Source organism: Rufibacter tibetensis (genome assembly GCF_001310085.1).
In the GTDB taxonomy this organism is placed as follows: Bacteria; Bacteroidota; Bacteroidia; order Cytophagales; family Hymenobacteraceae; genus Nibribacter; species Nibribacter tibetensis.
In genome coordinates, this window is sequence record NZ_CP012643.1 from 4,052,390 (window position 1) to 4,071,484 (window position 19,095).

The 19,095-nt window shown below is 46.1% G+C and carries 17 protein-coding genes and 1 other RNA gene; 6 read left to right on the top strand and 12 right to left on the bottom strand.

All coding sequences use genetic code 11. The features are described from left to right. Positions 1-81 precede the first annotated feature (81 nt). Positions 82-687 carry a hypothetical protein gene (locus DC20_RS16495; protein WP_062544835.1) on the bottom strand — a complete coding sequence of 202 codons (606 nt, stop codon included), beginning with the start codon at positions 685-687 and terminating at the stop codon, positions 82-84. Positions 688-1,818: 1,131 nt separating this feature from the next. Here DC20_RS16495 and DC20_RS16505 point away from each other — a divergent pair. The 3 genes from DC20_RS16505 to gldC all read left to right on the top strand — a co-directional run bounded on the left by DC20_RS16505 (position 1,819) and on the right by gldC (position 4,599). After that, positions 1,819-2,397, top strand: a complete 579-nt coding sequence (locus DC20_RS16505; protein WP_169788195.1) for a hypothetical protein — start codon at positions 1,819-1,821, stop codon at positions 2,395-2,397. Between the two features lie 422 nt (positions 2,398-2,819). Beyond that, positions 2,820-3,944 (top strand): DNA polymerase III subunit beta, encoded by a 1,125-nt coding sequence (dnaN, locus tag DC20_RS16510; protein ID WP_062544838.1) that lies wholly within the window; start codon positions 2,820-2,822, stop codon positions 3,942-3,944. A 301-nt stretch (positions 3,945-4,245) separates the two neighbouring features. Continuing rightward, a complete protein-coding gene (gene gldC / locus DC20_RS16515; RefSeq protein WP_062544839.1) occupies positions 4,246-4,599 on the top strand; it encodes a gliding motility protein GldC in 354 nt (117 codons plus the stop codon). A gap of 74 nt (positions 4,600-4,673) precedes the next feature. On the opposite strand, the gene DC20_RS16520 is transcribed toward gldC, so the two are convergent. The 8 genes from DC20_RS16520 to DC20_RS16555 form a co-directional block, all read right to left on the bottom strand. After that, positions 4,674-5,153, bottom strand: coding sequence for a hypothetical protein (locus DC20_RS16520; RefSeq protein WP_062544840.1), 480 nt, complete (start codon positions 5,151-5,153; stop codon positions 4,674-4,676). Positions 5,154-5,373: 220 nt separating this feature from the next. Beyond that, positions 5,374-5,910 carry a dCTP deaminase gene (gene dcd, locus DC20_RS16525; RefSeq protein ID WP_062544841.1) on the bottom strand — a complete coding sequence of 179 codons (537 nt, stop codon included), beginning with the start codon at positions 5,908-5,910 and terminating at the stop codon, positions 5,374-5,376. Positions 5,911-6,118: 208 nt separating this feature from the next. Beyond that, on the bottom strand, positions 6,119-7,108 hold the full coding sequence (locus DC20_RS16530) for a glycoside hydrolase family 5 protein (protein WP_062546008.1): 990 nt from the start codon (positions 7,106-7,108) through the stop codon (positions 6,119-6,121). A gap of 184 nt (positions 7,109-7,292) precedes the next feature. Next, positions 7,293-7,574, bottom strand: a complete 282-nt coding sequence (locus tag DC20_RS16535; RefSeq protein ID WP_062544842.1) for a GIY-YIG nuclease family protein — start codon at positions 7,572-7,574, stop codon at positions 7,293-7,295. 39 nt (positions 7,575-7,613) lie between these two features. Beyond that, complete coding sequence (locus DC20_RS16540; RefSeq protein WP_062546009.1) at positions 7,614-9,521, bottom strand: sialate O-acetylesterase; 1,908 nt, start codon at positions 9,519-9,521, stop codon at positions 7,614-7,616. Positions 9,522-9,698: 177 nt separating this feature from the next. Then, the gene (locus tag DC20_RS16545; protein ID WP_062544843.1) at positions 9,699-10,100 is read right to left on the bottom strand and encodes an acyl-CoA thioesterase; all 402 of its coding nucleotides are present in this window, start codon (positions 10,098-10,100) and stop codon (positions 9,699-9,701) included. Between the two features lie 124 nt (positions 10,101-10,224). Next, positions 10,225-10,875, bottom strand: a complete 651-nt coding sequence (locus DC20_RS16550; RefSeq protein ID WP_245652234.1) for an SDR family NAD(P)-dependent oxidoreductase — start codon at positions 10,873-10,875, stop codon at positions 10,225-10,227. Between the two features lie 279 nt (positions 10,876-11,154). Further along, positions 11,155-12,468, bottom strand: coding sequence for an NCS2 family permease (locus DC20_RS16555; protein WP_062544845.1), 1,314 nt, complete (start codon positions 12,466-12,468; stop codon positions 11,155-11,157). A 213-nt stretch (positions 12,469-12,681) separates the two neighbouring features. Between DC20_RS16555 and DC20_RS16560 the strand changes: the two genes are divergently transcribed. Then, a complete protein-coding gene (locus tag DC20_RS16560) occupies positions 12,682-12,927 on the top strand; it encodes a hypothetical protein (protein WP_169788196.1) in 246 nt (81 codons plus the stop codon). 82 nt (positions 12,928-13,009) lie between these two features. Here DC20_RS16560 and hemL read toward each other — a convergent pair whose 3' ends face one another. The 3 genes from hemL to guaA all read right to left on the bottom strand — a co-directional run bounded on the left by hemL (position 13,010) and on the right by guaA (position 17,649). After that, a complete protein-coding gene (gene hemL, locus DC20_RS16565; RefSeq protein WP_062544847.1) occupies positions 13,010-14,308 on the bottom strand; it encodes a glutamate-1-semialdehyde 2,1-aminomutase in 1,299 nt (432 codons plus the stop codon). A 98-nt stretch (positions 14,309-14,406) separates the two neighbouring features. After that, positions 14,407-16,095 (bottom strand): ABC transporter substrate-binding protein, encoded by a 1,689-nt coding sequence (locus DC20_RS16570; RefSeq protein WP_083470358.1) that lies wholly within the window; start codon positions 16,093-16,095, stop codon positions 14,407-14,409. 24 nt (positions 16,096-16,119) lie between these two features. Continuing rightward, positions 16,120-17,649: a glutamine-hydrolyzing GMP synthase gene (guaA, locus tag DC20_RS16575; RefSeq protein ID WP_062544849.1), complete on the bottom strand. Its 1,530-nt coding sequence runs from the start codon at positions 17,647-17,649 to the stop codon at positions 16,120-16,122. A gap of 271 nt (positions 17,650-17,920) precedes the next feature. Between guaA and DC20_RS16580 the strand changes: the two genes are divergently transcribed. Both DC20_RS16580 and ffs read left to right on the top strand, forming a co-directional pair. Further along, positions 17,921-18,571, top strand: coding sequence for a hypothetical protein (locus DC20_RS16580; RefSeq protein ID WP_062544850.1), 651 nt, complete (start codon positions 17,921-17,923; stop codon positions 18,569-18,571). A 217-nt stretch (positions 18,572-18,788) separates the two neighbouring features. After that, an RNA gene (ffs, locus tag DC20_RS16585) (signal recognition particle sRNA small type) lies at positions 18,789-18,888 on the top strand. Positions 18,889-19,095: the final 207 nt, after the last annotated feature.

Below are 19,095 nucleotides of genomic sequence, written 5' to 3' on the forward strand. Positions count from 1 at the left end.
ATATAACAGCAAAGTAATATAGTGAAAGTTGGATTTAAACCCGCCTGACGTAAAGGTTTTGTTAGGCGTAGAGACTACTTTCTACTCCTTCTGACCTGTGTATACTGGTGGTGGCAAAGAATTAGGTGGCAAGGGGTGCAATGGCAGCACATGTTTTCTTACTATACTATCAAAAGCAGCTATTAGAGAAGCTGTGTCTACTGCTGCTGTCCTCATTTCTTCTGCTATCTTATGCCGAAGCAGGGAATCTGAAACTAATTTCAATGCTCCCTCAGCCTCGCTCGGGGCAAAACTGACTACTGTTTCTTTTCCCTTAGCATCTGTCAGCAGGAGCATGTACAGAAACCCATGGCTTAGCTCAGTGCCTTTTGTGTCAAACACTAACAACGATGTGTCAGAGGGATATTTTAGCAACAACTCAGTCAAGGACCCTGTCAGGTTTTTGGCAGTTGACGTATAGGTGCGAAGCGGAGCATTAAATTTGTCTCTTCTGACAAGTGAAACATTGCCATCAGATGATAGTTGGTGAATGCTGGCCAGATAAAAATTATACCCACTTCTTTCTTCATTTTCTCTGTACGTGTACTCTACAAGAGCAACATTCTCAATAGATATATGCTCCTTTTCTATTCGAATTGGGGAGCAACCGACCAAGAGCAGCAAAATAAGAATGAGGTTATTTTTCATCTATTTTCGTCTAAAAAGGCCCTAAACGTTTGTAGGGAATGTATTAAACCTGTATATCTGAGAAGACTGGACTAGTTCTTCTTACGTTTTGGTTTGTTGTATTCCATCAAAGCGCCTAAGAAGTCTTGTTCGTATACCTTCATGGCAGCCTTGTGGTCATCGCCCACTAAGCTTTTTACCACTTCCATTTCTAGCTTCTGTAGTTGTCCGTTACCTTTCTGTACAAACTTGAGATAGCCCGAATGAGGAACCGGAGAGGAAGGTAGAAAACTATAGGCGTTTACTTTTCCTCTTACAACTTTGAACTACCAGCAACTATCTGTTGGCAAACCCACCGGAGACAAAATACCACTTCTTCCACTCTGTGTACAAAACGGGTATCTGCTGGGTAAACCCGCTTCATTCGTAGAGGGTCTCCTTTTGTGAAGGATTTATTTTCTGCTTCCAGATAACTGATGTTACGTTCATCAAACATGATTTTAGATTTCACCTCAGTAAGGGTGCTATCCTTTTGCATGACCCTGTATTTGCATTAGGATTATGGAGAACGGTACTTCCCTTTGCCATATTGACACGCATTAGGTTCATCTGCATTTGTTGGTGCATTTAATTTTGGCTTAATAAAGCATTTACTGCCTGCATGTTTTGCCCTTGCACAGGGGGTGTAATAATTCCGTTCGAAATGCTGATAGCAAAGGAAGAAATAAGTAAACTTTCCATCATAGACAGATAGCGTGTTGATGAAAGGAGGGAATCTGGATTTGTATTTCAGGATGTTGTTCGTCTTCTGATTTTTGTTTCAAACTACAATATTAGCTGAGTAGAGATGATCAAAATATTTGATTGTCTAAAAGGGGAGTGTTTTAATATATTGAATATCAGGCTTAATTAATTTTTGTGATTCTTTTAGTTCTATCAAAGCTTCTTTTTTCCTTTTAGCTCGTAAAAAGAGGAGAAAAACTTACATATTCCCCTCTTATTATGAAGCGTCTTTTACCTCTGGCCTATCTAAGTGTAGCCTCTTGCTTTTTGTTTTCCTGTGAAAGAGAAATAGTTGAACCTTCCTTGAACGCCACTTCTGTCTCAGAAGCTCGTTCAGGAGCCTGCACCAACTACTCTTACTACAATAAGATGTCTGAAGCGGTTAAATTTGGGAGAGCAAGAGGTGAACTGATTTTAGTTGGTTTTGCTGAGGGAATGTCACTCCAAGCCCGGCAGCAGGTATTAGGTAGATTTCCGCAGTTCCAAAGTGTAGAGGGTGAAATTGCCGTTGATTCTGGTATAATTACGGTGGTTAGGTTAGCTCCTGGGTCTGAATGCTCAGACGTTGAAAAGCTACTGACAAGATTAGTAAAAGAGTCTTCTATTTCTTTTGCAAACCCATTTTTTGAATCAAACTCCACTGATCCTGAGGCACCCATCACAGGTTTGTCAAACGAGATTTTAGTTTTTATTGAGGAGGGCTCCTTGGATAAACTGGAGCAATTGGTAGCCCAGACGAATACCAAAATAGTTGCTTCTTATTCAGATGAAATACATGTGCTAAGTGTCGATAAGAATTCATCCGGAAGTATATTAAACATAACCACTCTACTCAACCAACAGGCATTTGTTTTGGGGGCAGAGCCTAACCTAGTATACAGTTTTCCTGCTACAGCCACTTCAGGAGGAGAGATAAATTTTCAAACGACCAAAACTAGAAGGAAGTAATCACCTATAGTATTTTATAGACACATGTATAGAAGCCAACCCAACCACTTATGATGGTTAGGTTGGCTTTGTTTTTTAAGGGTCTGGTTTGTTGAGGATTTTATTGAAATGGCTTGAAAACCATAATAGGCACAGTAAAGAAATCTGATTTTTGCCTTTGTCTGACTACCTAATCATTGCTAAAAATACTTTTCTCAGAAAACTTTTGACCTGAAAAGTACTGGGGAGATCAAAAGAAGAAAGCACAGTTTTCCCACAGGTTTTAAATTTTTTAGTAAGAAGTGTTGGCTTCTGGTATCTTTTTCAAAAAGCCGCCATTATTAGGTTCTTTGGTTAAACAAAACCGGCCTTCTGAGTAGGAAAAAATCCTTTTTTGGTTAACTTTGCCCGGTAATCGACCTTACCCAAACAAACTATATCGGATGAAATTCATTGTATCTTCTACGGCGCTGCTGAAGCAGCTTACCAGCATCAACGGGGTAGTGGCCAACAACCCGGTGGTGCCGATTTTGGAGAACTTCTTGTTTGAGATCAACGACGGTGTCCTGACCATCACGGCTAGTGATTTAGAGACGTCCATGATCACGGAGATACATGTAGAGGCGCGGGAAAATGGCCGTATTGCTGCTCCAGCCAGAATCCTGATAGATACCTTGAAGAACCTGCCGGACCAACCGGTAACCTTCACCATTGACGAGGAAACCTACACCATCGAGATCAGCTCTTCTAATGGCCGGTATAAATTGTCAGGGGAAAACGCTACTGATTTCCCAAGAGTACCAGTAGTACGGGGAGGCAATGCAATTGAGATACCGTCAAACGTTTTAGGTCGTGCCATCAACAAAACCATTTTTGCGGTTAGCAATGATGAGTTGCGCCCTGCCATGACGGGTATCTTCGTGCAGTTGAGCAGCGGTAACATCACGTTTGTGGCCACAGACGGGCACCGCCTGTTGCGCTACCGTCGTCAGGATGTGAGCAGTGAAAATGCCGCTTCCATCATTATCCCTAAAAAAGCCTTTAACCTACTTAAGTCTACGTTGCCAAGTGAGGCTACAGCAGTAAGAGTAGAGTTCAATACATCTAACGCGTTCTTTAGCTTTGATAACATCCGGATGATCTGCCGTCTGATTGATGAGCGTTATCCAGATTACGAGAACGTAATTCCTACTCAGAACCCCAATAAATTAGTGATAGACCGCTACGATTTCCTGAGCTCAGTGAAACGGATCTCTATCTATTCAAACAAGACCACACACCAGGTACGTCTGCGTATTACCGGTAGCGAACTTCAAATCTCTGCAGAGGATCTTGATTTCTCTAACGAAGCGAATGAGCGCCTTACCTGCCAGTATGATGGGGAGGACATGGAAATTGGTTTCAACGCCAAGTTCCTGACCGAGATGTTAAGCAACATTGACTCAGACGAGATCTCCCTTGAACTGTCCACGCCCAACCGTGCTGGTTTATTGATGCCTTCTACTAATGACGAAGATGAAAGCATCCTGATGCTGGTAATGCCAGTAATGCTGAACAACTACGTATAAGCTATTTATAGTACATTTAAAAAGCCCTGGATGGAGTTTAATCCAGCCAGGGCTTTTGTTTAACTGTAGCACCAATTAGTTTAAAGGAGATTTCAAAGGTATGTGAACCACATCATTTAGGTACCGGTTTACTGAGGGATTTACTAAGGTATATCAAGCTTTTAACCTGTTTTGATCAAATTAGCTGTAAAATAGGAGAGAGGTTCATGATTGAGGGTGTATCTATCCGCAGAACTCCGAAAAACGTTTTACCTTTGTGCTTTGAACAGAAACGCCATAGGCGTAAAAGCCCTTGAAACAGATGAAAAAATCAGAAATACACTTCAGCATTGCTTTGGATGACCAACGCGTGCCGGAGGCCATCAGTTGGACCGCTACCGATGCTGGTACCGATATTCACTTTGCCAAAGCCATCAATATTGCCCTGTGGGACCGCAATGATTCTGGTACCATGAAGATAGACCTTTGGACCAAAGACATGCCTGTTGATGAAATGAAGTATTTCTACATTGACACCATTGGAGCCATGGCCCAAAGCCTTGAAACTGCTACCAATGATAAGCTAATGGCTGAAAAAATGAGAAGCCTTTGCCAGGAGCTGATGCAGCACGTAGAAGAGCAGCAAAAGCGTAACACTGCGCAAAACCCTCAGTAACCTAAATATCCGCTAATGAAAAAAGCCGCTCCTAGAAGCGGCTTTTTTCATTAGCGGATATGACTAGCTAAAGATTAGTTTTTAGCTGAAGTTTCTTTGATAATGGCTGGTTGGGTTTGAGGGAAAGTCCGTTTGGCATCGGTTTTATCCTGCGCCACCAATGTTTTGGCCACTCTTCCGTTTTCTTTCTGCAGTTGCAAAGCATATTGACGGTCATAGCTGTTAAAGGCTTTACGCGCGCTGTAGTATTGTGAATACTGAGCGGTACTTAAAAGGCCTTCTAATTCTATGTCACGCTCTTTACAAACCCCGTTGATACATTTTTCCAGCTCAGTAGGGTTGTTTGAGAATTTGTTTTCAAACTCAACCATTTTCTGAGCATTCTTCAGGTTGATCTCACGCAGTTTTCTGGACTGAAAGTTGTTCAACTGCAACTCACGGATCATTTTATCTGAAAGGTTCTTGGCACGTTGTTCAGCTGTTCCTCCACTTTGTGCAAAGGAGGTGATGCTTACTAGGAGAACAAGGGCTAAGGTATACACAAATCTTTTCATGGTCGTTCAGTTTTGAGAGTTATTACACAATTCCTGTGCCATCTTTTTTAGAACAAAACCGACAGCAAAAAAGTTGGCTTCCTGTAAAAATGAACGTGCTACCCGGCCGTTTGTTTCCTTATAAACCTTATTTAACTGCTTGAAAATAAAGTTCTTTGTCTATTGCAAGGTAAAAGTTGGTTTTATGCAATTACTTAAACCAAGAGGTGAAATGGACAATCTAGAACTTGTTCTTCCACATCATGGACTCCACGGGGTACACTGAGCGTTGATTGTATTTGGCGTTGCTTTTTTGGTTGTAGTAGTTCTCAATGCCTCCGTTTACCACAAAGTAAATCAGCTGCCCAATGGGCATGTTATGGTACACGCGTACTTTCTGGCTCACTGATATTTCTAAGGTCCAATGGTTACAGAACCCCACATCCCCTTTACCAGCGGTAGCGTGAATGTCAATGCCCAAACGACCTACACTTGATTTTCCTTCTAAGAAGGGCACATGCGCGTGGGTTTCAGTATACTCCTCTGTTACGCCAAGGTACAAGCGGCCGGGTTCCAGGATGTAGCCTTCCTCCGGTATCTCAAATACCTCTATCTGGTTGTGCTTGCGGGCATCCAGCACCTCGTCTTTGTAAGAGGCCAGGTATTTGCCTAAATGGACGTCATAGGAGTTGGTACCCAGGCAGGTGCGGTCATAAGGTTCAATCAGAATAGTGCCTTTTTCTATCTCTTCCAGAATCTGACGGTCGGTGAGGATCATGCGGGTTGTGAGCTTAAATTCAAGCTGCAAGGTACACGTAAAATCCGGTTCTTGCCATGGCTGGAGAAGGGGAGAAGCGTTTTGAAGCCAGATCCTTTAAAATAAGCTCAAAACCCCCGGCACTTCTTCTAAATGGAGGTTAGTACAGGGCGTTTTAAAAAGGACGTACTCTGAAGTTATGGCACTCTGTGCTTATGAAAAGGTAGCACTACTTCCGCTTGGATTGATTTTTCTTTATAGGTTGAGAAGCGTACTTCCTGATCAACTCGCGGCTTTTAATGCCAGAGGGTTTTAAATCAGAGTTTTTCCACTGGCCAGTGGAAGAGGCAGAAGGAAGCAGCACCGAACAGGTCTCGTTCTTGTCTGACACCGACCAGGTCACCCAACTTATTTTATTTTTCTCCGCCCAATCAATCCATTTCTGCCATTCCTCTTCATTCAAAGGTCCGTCACCCGTGGCTTCCATCCCCGCCGATTCTGAAATAAAAAGTGGAAGGCCTTTGCTGAGGGCGTAATCTCCCCGGTTCCTAAGTTCCTGTTTGTGGGTGGCAGCGTAAAAATGCAGCGTGTACATTACGTTTGTGACTCCTTGTAGAGGATCATCGGCGGCGAGGTGCACGTCCTGGTCCCAATGCGGGGTTCCTACCAAGATGATGTTGTCTGGGTCAATGGCCCTAATGGTCTTGATGAGTTCCTCTGAATAAGCTTTGACCTCTGGCCAGGTTTCCTCATCGGGTTCGTTGAAGATCTCATAGATCACGTGCGGGTTCTTGCCGTAGGTTTGGGCCATTTCGGTGAAGAAGGCTTTGGCCTCTGGCAGGTTGATGTTATGGCTGTGCCAGTCAATGATCACGTAAATGTTTTCTTTGATGGCACCGTTTACCACGGCTCTAACTTTTTCTTTAGACCATTCAGGCTTTTGCTTGTACCCGTTATTGGGCTCAATGCCCATGGCTGCCCTAACAACGTTTATCTTCCAGTCTTTTTTCAACCAACTAACTGTCTCTGGGGTGTAGAAGCGAGGCCAGAAATTGTGCCAGCCAAAGCTCATGCCTCTCAGTACCACTGGCTGACCTGCTTTGTTTACCAATTGTGTCCCTTCAACGCGTAAAGCCCCATGTTCTTTTACCGCTTGTCCGGATGCTACATAACTACTTCCCACCAGTAAAAGGGCCGGAATAATCTTCTTGAGCGACATAGTTTTGTATGTGATGAACTTCAAAGAAAATGAATTAAAGAAGGCAGGGCATAACACTTCTTTAGCATTTCTTAGTCTTTAAAAGAAACTCAGCGCTTCAATCAACCAAACAGAAAATAGAAAGGAATAACAGCTTTTGCTTTAGGCCTGTTTTCTTATAAACAGGCATGAAACAGAATTAACCTCAAATTTTAAATTTAGGCCAGCGGTTATACCCAATAGCAGGATCATTGGAGTTGAAGGTCCTGATGAATTCAATTTCCTTCAAAGTGATTTCCTGCACCGAAGCTTCCTCTGATTGCCACAGAATCTCCCTCCTAATGATAAAATCCATTCTCTGCTCTCTTGTGAAATCTTTAGCTATCAACTCACTGTTGGCGCTTCCAAAATAGTTGATATCATCTGTACGGTCTTGCCCAATATAGATTTTCCCGTTCGGGTATGTGATTTTGTAGATGACCTGCACAAAAGGTGTTTTTTTGGAAGTTTTAGGTATATAGAAGGGTTATTGTTCAGCTGTGGCGTTCCATTTATCTGTGCGGAAGGGGATAGCTGGTAGGCCGTCTTTATTGATGAGGTTGCAATCAGGATTATCGGCCCAGGCATAGCGTACCGCCACCGGGTTCTTTACCTTCTCAGAACTGACAAGTACCTTGTTCCCCTCTATGACTGCCGTTGCCCAGTAAAACTTATGGTCAGGACCAGCAATGGCAAATCCTTTTAGAGGTTCATTCCCATTGGCCGCTAACCCTGCGCCAGTCTGGGAGAACTGGACTTTAATCTTATCGTCTTCAATTTCATAGCTTTGGTACATAGGGCCAGAGGCCTGCACGGGCTTGTGGTAGACCAGGTTTTTGGCCACCAGGGCAAGCCTTCTGCCCACTTCCTGCTTGTTCTGCGGGTGAATGTTGTCAGCTTCCCCAATGTCAATGATGCTGGCCATTCCGGTATTGGGTTGGGCTAGTGCCATGGTCTGTGTTTCGCGGAGGGTTGCCCAATCGCTTTCTGAGGGTTCGGGCTTCACCTTCATGTAGTTGGCCAGTTGTACAAACAGGAAGGGCAAGTAACCCTGCTGCCACCTAATACGCCAATCACTAATCATCATCGGAAACAAGGTGCGGTAATCCAGCGGAGCGGAAACATTGTCTTCCCCCTGGTACCAGATGAACCCCTTGATCCCGAAGGGGACAATGGGGTTGATCATGGCGTTGAACAGAAAGGTAGGGGATCGGTGGTAGTTCTGGATTTTAGGGATGGTGGGTTCCAGGTCTATCCGGTATTTCCAAGGCCCGGTCAAGTTTATTTTGAAGGTGCCGTCTGTAAGAAACATTTCTTCAGCCGGAGGGTTGAAGCCACCGCCTCCCCATAGAAATGCCATCCGGACGGCGATTACGTTTTCGCCTTGCTTCACAAATCTGGCCGGAATGCGGTACTGGTGCTTGAAATTAGCGTTCCATACATTCTTTGCAATCTCCTGGCCGTTGACGTACAAAGAGTAATTCATCTCAGGGTGTCCAAGGTCAAGAGTCAATTCCTTCCCGATCATGTTCTGCGGAATGGTTATTTTCTTCCGCAACCACACCATTCCTTCATACCCCGCCATGTTCATGTCTTTGAGGGTAGCGGGCATCACTACCTCCGGCCACTTTGAATCATTAAACCTCCGGTTAGGGATGGTCTTAGCTGTTTTGTTTTTGGGGTTGTAAACGATGTCCCAGAAGCGAACCAGATCCAGGCTATCCTGAATGAAATGCTTTTCAGATATAGAATCGTTGAGCAAAATTCTGTTGTGGGAGATGGGGGAGGAAAGCAATTGTTCCCGGCTGGTCCAGGCTTCAACAGGGGTGCCGCCCCAGGTTGCCTGCACTATGCCAATTGGTACCTTGAGGTCAAGGTGCAGATCTCTGGCAAAGAAGTAAGCCACCGCCGAAGCAGTCTTCACCCCAGCCGAGTCTAGCGGTATCCAGGACCCGCCAAGTACATCTTGCTGTACTTTCGTCTTTTTATCATGGGGAACATTGAATAAGCGAATGGCGGGGTAATTGGCATTCTTTATCTCAGTTTCTGCATTCATGGATTGCTGTACCTGCCATTCCATGTTAGATTGCCCCGAGGCCAGCCACACATCCCCAATCAGCACATTGTTGAACGTGATGACGGGTTTAGTTTGGCTTCCTTCATACACCTTCATGACGTGCGGACCACCGGCCTGCATCCGGGGCATTCGTAGTATCCATTTCCCATCTTGTCCGGGCGCCGCCTTTACTCTATTTCCGCCTAATTCAACCGTGATCTCCCCCGTAGCAGTGGAAGTACCCCAAACCGGAATATCAATTTCCCTCTGCAGGACCATGTTGTCACTGAATACCTTTGGTAACCTCACTTGCCCCATCACGAGAGTATGAGCAGCCATTAAAATGATTGTGAAGGCTGTTCTCAGTAATTGGTGGTTGTATGATCCTCCAGCTTTACTCTTTTCTATATTCATTATGTGATTTAATGCGAAACAATAGACCTGCTTGAATACTAAAGCTTTGGCCATTCAATTGCCAGTTATACTTTAAATGGTAACATCAGCTGTAGAGTTGGTCTATAGCAAATCCAGCATTTCTTTTTCAATGCGTTTGGGGCGCATGGATTGGGCATCTATTAAGCACCAGGTGGTTTTAGCCGCAGCTAACAGTTCCTGAGTACCGGCCCGGTACAAACTTACGAAGCGCTCAAACTTGGCGCCTTGGTGCTCGCCCACCCAGGTATACCCTGTAATGGTGTCTTCCTGAAAAGCGGGTTTATGAAAATCTATTTCGTGCCGAAGTACCACCCACAGATACTTCTCCTGCATTTGAGGCGGGGCTACGTGTTCCCAATGCGCCGTAGAAACCTCCTGCACCCACCGCACATACACTACGTTGTTCACGTGGCCCAATGCATCAATGTCGGCCTCAGACACTTTGATGTCTATGTTGAATTTATGCAGATGTTCTTTTGCCATAGCTATTGAGGGGATAGTGAGAAACCTATAAATCAAATATAGATTTCCTTTGGCATACTTTTAAAGAAAACGGCCCAAAAGCCTTTTCAGATGATTCCTTTAAGAAGATCACAAAAGAAAGAACTTAACCCCTGATGCTGGACACCCCGCCGTCTACGTGTAGGATTTGACCAGTCATCCAGGCAGATTTTTCTGATAACAAGAAAGCTGCCATCTCTGCAATGTCCTGCGGAGTGCCTAATTTTTTCAAGGGATGTCTTTGGGCATTGGCCTGTATTTTCTCCTCGGTGTTCAGGTATTTAGCCGCTAAGGGAGTATCGGTGAGGGATGGGGCAATGGCATTGACCCGAATGGAAGGAGCGAATTCGGCCGACAAAGCTCTGGTTAGTCCTTCAATGGCTCCTTTAGAAACCGCCACCTGAGAGTGAAAGATGAATCCGGTTTGTACCGCCACCGTGGAAAAGAAAACAATGGAAGCTGTTCCTGCAGCCTTCAACTTGGGGAGAATGGCTTGCAATATCTTGATGGCTCCATTCACCTGCAGTTGAAAATCAGCCAGGAAATCTGAGGGTTTAATCCGGTGAAAAGGTACCAGGTTGATACTTCCGGGGCAATACACAAACCCATCCAGAACTTCAGGCAAAAAGGAGAGGTCCAGTTCCTCAGCCAGTACGTCCAAAAAATGGTATTCCGTTCCTGAAGCTTCTGCCTGTACAGGATGTTGGTTATAGGTGGCGTATATCCGGTTCTCTTCTTTTGAAAGAAGGTGTACCAATTCTTTACCGATATCCGATGAGCCGCCGAATACTAGATAATTTTTATTTTTCCCTTTCTTAAGTGTTTTGGTTTGGATGAATTAAAAGGAAAACCGACTAGCCGAAGACAAGTTTAACCGAAGGTTAGTTTTTATCTCATCTGGTAGCCAGATCCTTCATGAACAGGCAGAGCTGTGAACAGGAAAAAAGACGTAGTCTCGGAGAGGTATGGGAGAGAAACACTAGGGAGACCTTCTGCTTTGAGGCTATATTTTGAAAAACAGGGTTAAAGCAATCTACTATTCCAGCACGAGGGCAAGGATACAGAATACATCTACAATGAGCAGAGGCAAGGTAACATCCTGCCGTTTGCCCGAGATGAGTTTCAAGGCTGTCCAGGAAAGGAACCCCCAGATAATGCCTTGGGTGATGGAGTAGGAAAAGGGAATGAGCACCATGGCCAGAAAGGCTGGAATTGCCTCATCCAGTTGCTGCCAGTTTATCTTCGTCACCGGCCGCACCATGAACACGCCAACCAATACTACCGCCGGAGCAGTGGCAATTGCCGGGATTACCGAGAGGAGCGGAGCCAGGAAAAGGAACGGTAGAAAGAGCAGGGCACCCACTACCGCAGTGAGACCCGTCCGTCCGCCAGCCTCAATCCCTACTGCCGATTCAATGTACGCTGTACCGGGACTGGAACCCACCAGGCCAGCCATGGTAGTGGCAATGGCATCTACCATGAGAGAACGTTTTACATTACGGGGTTCGCCGCGTTCATCCAGCAGGTTGGCAGCCTCGGCCAGCCCCACCAGGGTGGAGAGACTGTCAAACATATCGGTGAAGACAAAGGCGAAAATTATGGGCACCACCGCCCATTGCAGGGAGTTTACCAGGTCTAATTGGAAAAGCAGACTGAAATCAGGTGCCGCAAATAGGCCGTTCCAGTTAATGAGGGCACCTGCCCCGCCTGTTTCCACTCCCCACCATCTGCCAATGGGGTAAGCCGCCAGCGTGGTGAACAGAATCCCGATCAGAATACCTCCTTTTACCTGTTTTGTCACCAGCACGGCGGTTACCAAAAGCCCGGCAATAAACGTGAGCACGGCAGGCGTCAACTCTCCAACCCCAATGATGGTAGCCGGGTTAGACACCACAAATTTAGCATTGGAAAACCCAATGAGGGAGATAAACAACCCAATACCTGCCGCAATTGCGTAGCGCAATGGACGTGGAATAGCCTTGATGATGTAGGTCCTGATATTAAAAGCTGATAGCAGCAGAAACACAATTCCAGACCAGAATACGGCTCCCAACGCTACAGGCCAGGGCACATTCAAGCCCAACACTGCAGTGAACGTGAAGAAAGCGTTTAAACCCATACCGGGTGCTACCAGAATCGGGTTCCTGGCATACACGCCCATGAGAAGACTGCTGAAGAAACAAACCATAACCGTAGCCGTCAAAACGGCCGCAAAAGGCATTCCGGCCTGGCTCAGGATACTTGGGTTCACCACAATGATGTAGGAAGTAGCCAGGAAAGAGGACACACCCGCAATGACCTCCGTTTGTACCGTTGTTCCGTATTTCTTCAGCTCAAAAAAGGACGTCATGGGCAAGTGTATTTATTTTAACTTGGTCTTTATTTTAGAAATAGCCTTTTGGAGGTACACCTGATGCTGTATACTTATGGCTTTACTACGAACAAATATAGTTTGCTGCTAAATAGAACAGGCACCACCTAAATAAGCTATTAATGGAGCATATCCGTATTCATGAGGATTAGGTAAAATTAGCTTGATAGCTGTAATGAAGTACAGTGAGCTATGAAAAGAGGTCAATTTATGGAAAACGGAAAGAAAACATGGGTAAGCCATCCAACCAAAAAGCAACTGGTGTTGGTGGTAGTAGTTTGGGTTATTTGTGTGGGGTTGATGGTAATGGCTATGACCGATTTCTTCAGGCAAAGTCTTTTCTCCAGAGGAAACCTTGTTTTCTTACTCCTGATGGTTACTTCTACCTTTATGGTGATAGGCTTCTGTCTTAACTACCTTCGTTCAAAGCTTGAGTAAAACCCTGCTCGTTTACCATAAAAGCAGAAGCGGCACCTGAATATTTTCAAGTGCCGCTTCTGCTTTTAGCTCGTTTTTAGAATTAGGCCTTCAAAGCCTGTAGGGCTTCCAGGTTCGCTGCTAAATATGAATCAGCGAGCTCATCAGTGATGGCGGCAGAAACAAACAGGGTTTCAAACTGGGAGGGCGCCAGGTAAATACCTCGCTGAAGCATCTCATGGAAGTACCTTCCAAATAATTCCAGATCAGATGTCTTGGCTGAAGCAAAATCAGTGACAGGGTGCTCCGTGAAAAACAAACTGTACATAGAGCCTACCTGGTTGATGGTGTAGTTCAGCCCCAGTTGCTTCATGTTTAGCATGGTGCCATTCACCAGTTTGTCAGTGATGTGCTGTAGCTGGGTGTACACCTCAGGGTGTTCGTTCAGGTAAGACAAGGCCGCCATCCCTGCCGACATGGCAATCGGGTTGCCCGAAAGCGTACCCGCCTGGTACACAGGTCCGGCCGGAGCCACAGCGTTCATGATTTCTTTTTTTCCGCCGTACGCCCCAACAGGCATACCGCCGCCAATGATTTTACCAAGGGTGGTCATGTCAGGAGTCACACCATATAACTCTTGCGCTCCGCCTTTGGCTAATCTAAAGCCTGTCATTACCTCATCAAAAATCAAGACAATGTTTTCTTTGGTGCACAAGTCACGCAGCCCTTGCAGGAAACCTTCGGCTGGAGCAACCAAGCCCATGTTGCCTACTACGGGCTCCAAGATGATAGCTGCAATCTGCGCCGGGTTGGCGTCAATTAACGTTTGCACCGCCGCCAGATCATTATAGGGAGCGGTAAGGGTATCATTGGCAACGCCTTTAGTAACCCCAGGGCTATCCGGAACCCCTAACGTAATGGCTCCGCTGCCTGCTGCAATCAGGAAAGAGTCCCCGTGGCCGTGGTAACAGCCCTCGAACTTAATGATCTTGTCTCTGCCGGTAAAACCTCGCGCCACCCGAATGGCTGACATGGTTGCTTCTGTACCAGAGTTCACCATCCGCACTTTCTCTACACTGGGCACCATGCTGATGATGAGCTCGGCCATTTCCACTTCGCGGCGGGTAGGGGCACCAAAGGAAAGAGAACCCGGTAAGGCATCCCGAACGGCTTTTTCTACCATCTCATGGGCGTGTCCCAAAATCATAGGTCCCCAGGAATTGATCAAATCCAGATATTGGTTTCCGTCCTCGTCAAAAAGGTATGGGCCTTTGGCCGATTTCAGGAAAAGCGGCTGACCGCCTACCGCTCTGAAAGCACGTACCGGAGAATTTACACCTCCCGGAATAGACTGCTGGGCACGGTGAAATAGATCCTGACTGGTTTTATGGATTAATGACATGTATAGTTATTGAGTAATTGATTGAAGGGGAGATTGTAAGAATGAGTGATAGAAAGAATTCTACACCTCACTATTCAAACAGTTATTTCCCCAATATGTTAAAGCACCGGGTTTACTACCAGCAAACGTCCATTCTCTATTTTTAGGATGGGGACGTATTGATTGTCCTGAGCTTGTCTTCCGTCTTGGGTTTGGTAGCCAATGCCCTGGTAAAACACGGCGGGCTGCACGCCGCTTAATTTAGGCGGGGCAGAGTAGCCTGATTCCTGCAATTGACGTCCATAGTAGTTCATCAGCTCAAAGCCGGTATACGTGAATGCAGAAGGAGGTAATTTATAACGGGTGGTATAGGCTTGTTTGTAACTCTGTACCGCCGGGTTCTCCAGGTCAATGTACTTGGGTGCTATGAAATACATCTCCAGGAAATCTAACTGGTCAAACCCGATCTGGTTGTTTTCAAGCCAGCTTTGTGGAACCAGCACCGGAACTTTGGAAGCCCGTTGCTCCAGAAAGCTCACCGTACTACTGGCCACGTTTGCCGCCGTTGATTGCACTACCACAACCCCGGCATCTTTCAGGTTGGCAGCTCCCAAAGCGGTGCCCACGTTACCGTTGGCTTTGGAATTGATCTTCTGGAAAGTCTGTACTTTTCCTCCCAAGACGGTGTAGGCGCGTCTGAAGTTTCCAGCAAAAGTGGTGTCGTTTTTCTCGCTGTCATACACAATCACCGCCGTTTTTTTAGGGAAGGTTTGGTACGCGTAGGCCGCGGCGCGTTGGCCTTGCGTAGCCACCGACGTTTCCATGAGGTACAGGTACGGGTTGCCTTTGGTGACGTCAGCGTCATCAGAGAAAGGGTTCACCATGTTGAGGCTCCGTTTCTGGGCTATCTTGGCTGCAAATGCACTGTTGCCTTTATAGATAGGACCAACAACTAAATCCATAGTACCCAACTCTGGGAGTTCCATGATTTGCCTCACCTGCGCGGTGTCATTGCTGGTGTCATACGGGTACACATTCACCTGCATTCCTTGCTTTGCCAAAGAATCTTTGGCAGAAAGTATCCCTGCGTAGAAATCTGTGATGAACAGGTTCTTTTTGTCTACTTTTATGCCTTTGTCAGAAACATTGAAAGGCAAAAGCACCGCTACGTTGTAAGCGCTTTTCTTAATAGCCGCCGTCCTTTGCAGGTACCCACGATCTAACTTGAACTGACGGACCAACGCCTCCAATTGCGGACGGTCCTGCTCTGTAAACCAGCCGGAAACCAATTTGTCTGCGTAGGCTTTCACCAGAGTGGCGTCTTCCGGGAACTGGCGCATCAGGTACTGGAACGTGGCTTTATCAGTGAGCAGCATCATGTAATGCCGCTTCATGGCCGCCACTTCATCGGCTAATGATTTTTCATCAATAGAAGCCAGAGCGTTCAGGGCCCGCAGGTATTCTTTCTTTTCAAATAGTACTTGCCCGTGCAGGTATTGCGCATCGGCTAGCCCGCCCCAGTTGGAATGCTCAGAGATAAGTTGCGTGAGCATCTTATCTGCTTCGGCATATTTCTTTTGCCGCATCGCTGCCACACTGTACAGGTAAGCGGCATCAGGAGCATAGTTTTTGCCGGTGGCAGAACTGGAAATGGGTAATAGTTCGGCCATGGCCAAGGCATACTTCTGCTGGTCTACCAACACCTTTCCGTTTTGCAGGCGGGTGTTAAGGTCAGCATTGGTTTGGGCCTGTACGTTCCAACACAGGGCTACACCGGCTAAGGCAAGTACTATTTGTTTCTTCATCATTTTTAGAAAACTACCCCCTAAAACCTATTCCCACTCAATAGTAGCGGGTGGTTTAGAGCTGATGTCATAAACTACGCGGTTTACCCCACGCACTTTGTTGATGATCTCATTAGATACATCCGCCAAAAACTCATACGGCAAATGGCACCAGTCGGCGGTCATACCGTCTACGCTGGTTACAGCACGTAGGGCAACTACCCGTTCATACGTACGCTCATCGCCCATCACGCCCACGCTCTGGATAGGAAGTAGCATGGCGCCCGCCTGCCAAACCTGGTCATACAAACCGGTACGCTTCAGCGAAGAAATGAAGATATGATCCACTTCCTGTAAGATGGCTACTTTCTCAGGGGTGATGTCGCCCAAGATGCGAATGGCTAAACCTGGTCCCGGGAACGGGTGCCGGCCAATGATAGTATCAGCAATGCCCAGAGTCTTGCCAACTAAACGCACTTCGTCTTTAAATAATGTCTTCAGCGGCTCCACTACTTTCAGTTTCATGAAGTCTGGCAGACCGCCCACATTGTGGTGTGATTTGATAGTGGCCGAAGGACCTTTCACCGAAACCGACTCAATTACGTCTGGGTAGATGGTACCCTGTCCTAACCATTTGGCATCTTCTACCTGGTGCGATTCCTGGTCGAATACTTCAATAAACACCCGGCCAATGGCTTTACGCTTTGCCTCTGGATCAGTTAAGCCGGCCAATGAGGAGTAGAACTGGTCTTTGGCATCTACGCCTTTCACGTTCAAGCCCATGTCTTTGTAAGAATGGAGCACGTCTTCAAACTCGTTCTTGCGCAGCAAGCCGTTGTCCACAAAGATGCAGTACAGGTTCTTGCCAATGGCTTGGTGAATGAGCATGGCCGCTACTGAAGAATCAACTCCACCTGAAAGGCCCAGGATTACTTTATCATTGCCAATTTGCTCGCGCAACTCGGCCACGGTACTTTCTATGAAGATATCTGGAGTCCAGTCCTGCGAGCAACCACTAATGTGCACCACAAAGTTACGCAGCAGGGTCTTGCCTTCAGCAGAGTGGGTTACCTCTGGGTGGAACTGGATGCCGTACGTTTCCTGGTCTTTTACTTTATAAGCCGCCACTTCCACTGAATCAGTGCTGGCGATGATCTCGAAGTTCTCAGGTACCTGCTTGATGGTGTCGCCGTGCGACATCCAAACCTGAGAGTCAATGGTGATTTCTTTGAATAAGCGGTTATGCTGATCAACATGGTTCAGCTTGGCACGGCCGTACTCCCTGATGGTAGAGGCAATTACCTCGCCGCCGCCTTCCTGCGCCATTAACTGGGCACCGTAGCAAACCCCAAGTACAGGCAAATTACCCAAAAACGGATTGATGTCTGGATTAGGATAATTTTCTTCCCGCACCGATGACGGGCTTCCGGAAAGGATCACACCCTTCAGATCTGGGGTGATTTCCGGAATTTTATTGAATGGGTGGATTTCGCAGTAAACGTTAAGCTCGCGGACGCGACGGGCAATCAGTTGGGTGTACTGGGACCCGAAATCGAGGATGAGAATTTTTTCTGGCATGTGCAAAGGTACGAGGCCTTGTTTATACTTGAAAATGAAATTGCAGGGGAGTAGGGGGGAAAGAGGGAGTACCTGTCAAGGATGTAAGTTGAAAGGTACTTTTGCCCGGTTGACAGAAATTTTCAAAAGTTCTATCAATCAAAATCCCTTTCTTCACGAAATCAAAAAGAAGGCACAGCTTTTGTAAAGACAAATGCAGCCAAAAGTTGGAAGGCGAATCTTGCAAACTTCTTCCGCTTGAACAGATAAACTATCTCTTTAAACATAGATTATGTTAAAAGCTTTACTTCTTCCGTTGCGTGTCACCTTAGGCATTCTCTTGAGTGCCTCCTTTTTAGGGGCATGTGAATCTGACACTGAGCCAACTCCTGAGGCGGGTCCTATGCAAACCAACTTCTCTTTAGTAGACAGCATTAAACTGGATGCTAATTACAGGAACATGTATCCTGAAGCTTATGAGAATTGGAGAGGCAAAACCTACAAAGTTTCTACTCAGAATAAACTGGAAGCTTACTTTATTGAGGAGAACAATGGCGTAACCCTTTACTTCAGGGATACTGCTACCGTGAACGCCAGATCATGGGTGTCGCTCCACTTTAAAAACCGGACGGTGCTTAACTTACCCGCAAGCCTTAGCTTAAAGGATGCTTCCATAGTGTGCGTGCATAATGGCCAGACCTTTTCTGATGGAAGCGGCGCCATGTCGCCGGGTTGTGTTACCGTGCTGGATGGAACGGCCAACTTGCAATATGATGCCGCTACCCAGGTTCTAAGCGGGTCTTTAACGAACTTGAAACTGGGCCTGGAGTACTACGTGCCTGAATACTCTTTTCCTAACCGGGAGGGAAATGCCTTAAAAAGCAGCGGCTCCAGCAGAAACCTGAACATTAGCTTTGAAAACATCAAAGTTTCAAAATCTTGATCGTTTAAAGCTTCTTCAAAATGTAATGAGAAAGGGAGTTGTTATTTTAAAAGCTCCCTTTCCCTTTTTATAAACATTACTTTCGCCTAGCTGCTGCTGCGCTAAGCCAGAGAAAATGTAACTTCCTGATCTGTTGCGGTATTACCTGTTTTTGGGGTAAATCTTTAAAATTAAAGCAGAAACAGCTTGCGCTGAACCAAAGCCTTCGTATCTTTGCAACGGCAAATCGGTACGGCCAGCTCCTGCTGAACTCCCCCAGGCCCGGAAGGGAGCAAGGGTAGGTGGTTGAGCGGCGCGATACTCGGTTTGCCGCTTTTTTTTGCCCTTACCCCAACGGATTCTCTTCCGGCTTTTTCCTCTTATACTGCTTGTTTATTGTTTTAAGGCTCTTTTCCGGAAGTTGATCTTGAAATAGAAGTCATTTCTCTCTACCCATTTCCATGATTCTCCTGTTCTGGAATGCTTTATTTTTCTTCAATAATTTTTGCCAAGTTCAATACATTTCTTTTCCTGAAAAGCTCTGC

Excerpts from the sequence above, each read along its gene's own strand:
- DC20_RS16555 (WP_062544845.1), bottom strand. The coding sequence starts at position 12,468 with ATGACGTCCTTTTTTGAGCTGAAGAAATACGGAACAACGGTACAAACG.
- dcd (WP_062544841.1), bottom strand. The coding sequence starts at position 5,910 with ATGATCCTCACCGACCGTCAGATTCTGGAAGAGATAGAAAAAGGCACT.
- DC20_RS16570 (WP_083470358.1), bottom strand. The coding sequence starts at position 16,095 with ATGATGAAGAAACAAATAGTACTTGCCTTAGCCGGTGTAGCCCTGTGT.
- guaA (WP_062544849.1), bottom strand. The coding sequence starts at position 17,649 with ATGCCAGAAAAAATTCTCATCCTCGATTTCGGGTCCCAGTACACCCAA.
- DC20_RS16520 (WP_062544840.1), bottom strand. The coding sequence starts at position 5,153 with ATGAAAAGATTTGTGTATACCTTAGCCCTTGTTCTCCTAGTAAGCATC.
- DC20_RS16495 (WP_062544835.1), bottom strand. The coding sequence starts at position 687 with ATGAAAAATAACCTCATTCTTATTTTGCTGCTCTTGGTCGGTTGCTCC.
- DC20_RS16530 (WP_062546008.1), bottom strand. The coding sequence starts at position 7,108 with ATGTCGCTCAAGAAGATTATTCCGGCCCTTTTACTGGTGGGAAGTAGT.
- dnaN (WP_062544838.1), top strand. The coding sequence starts at position 2,820 with ATGAAATTCATTGTATCTTCTACGGCGCTGCTGAAGCAGCTTACCAGC.
- hemL (WP_062544847.1), bottom strand. The coding sequence starts at position 14,308 with ATGTCATTAATCCATAAAACCAGTCAGGATCTATTTCACCGTGCCCAG.
- DC20_RS16580 (WP_062544850.1), top strand. The coding sequence starts at position 17,921 with ATGTTAAAAGCTTTACTTCTTCCGTTGCGTGTCACCTTAGGCATTCTC.
- DC20_RS16545 (WP_062544843.1), bottom strand. The coding sequence starts at position 10,100 with ATGGCAAAAGAACATCTGCATAAATTCAACATAGACATCAAAGTGTCT.
- DC20_RS16560 (WP_169788196.1), top strand. The coding sequence starts at position 12,682 with ATGAAAAGAGGTCAATTTATGGAAAACGGAAAGAAAACATGGGTAAGC.
- gldC (WP_062544839.1), top strand. The coding sequence starts at position 4,246 with ATGAAAAAATCAGAAATACACTTCAGCATTGCTTTGGATGACCAACGC.
- DC20_RS16540 (WP_062546009.1), bottom strand. The coding sequence starts at position 9,521 with ATGGCTGCTCATACTCTCGTGATGGGGCAAGTGAGGTTACCAAAGGTA.
- DC20_RS16505 (WP_169788195.1), top strand. The coding sequence starts at position 1,819 with ATGTCTGAAGCGGTTAAATTTGGGAGAGCAAGAGGTGAACTGATTTTA.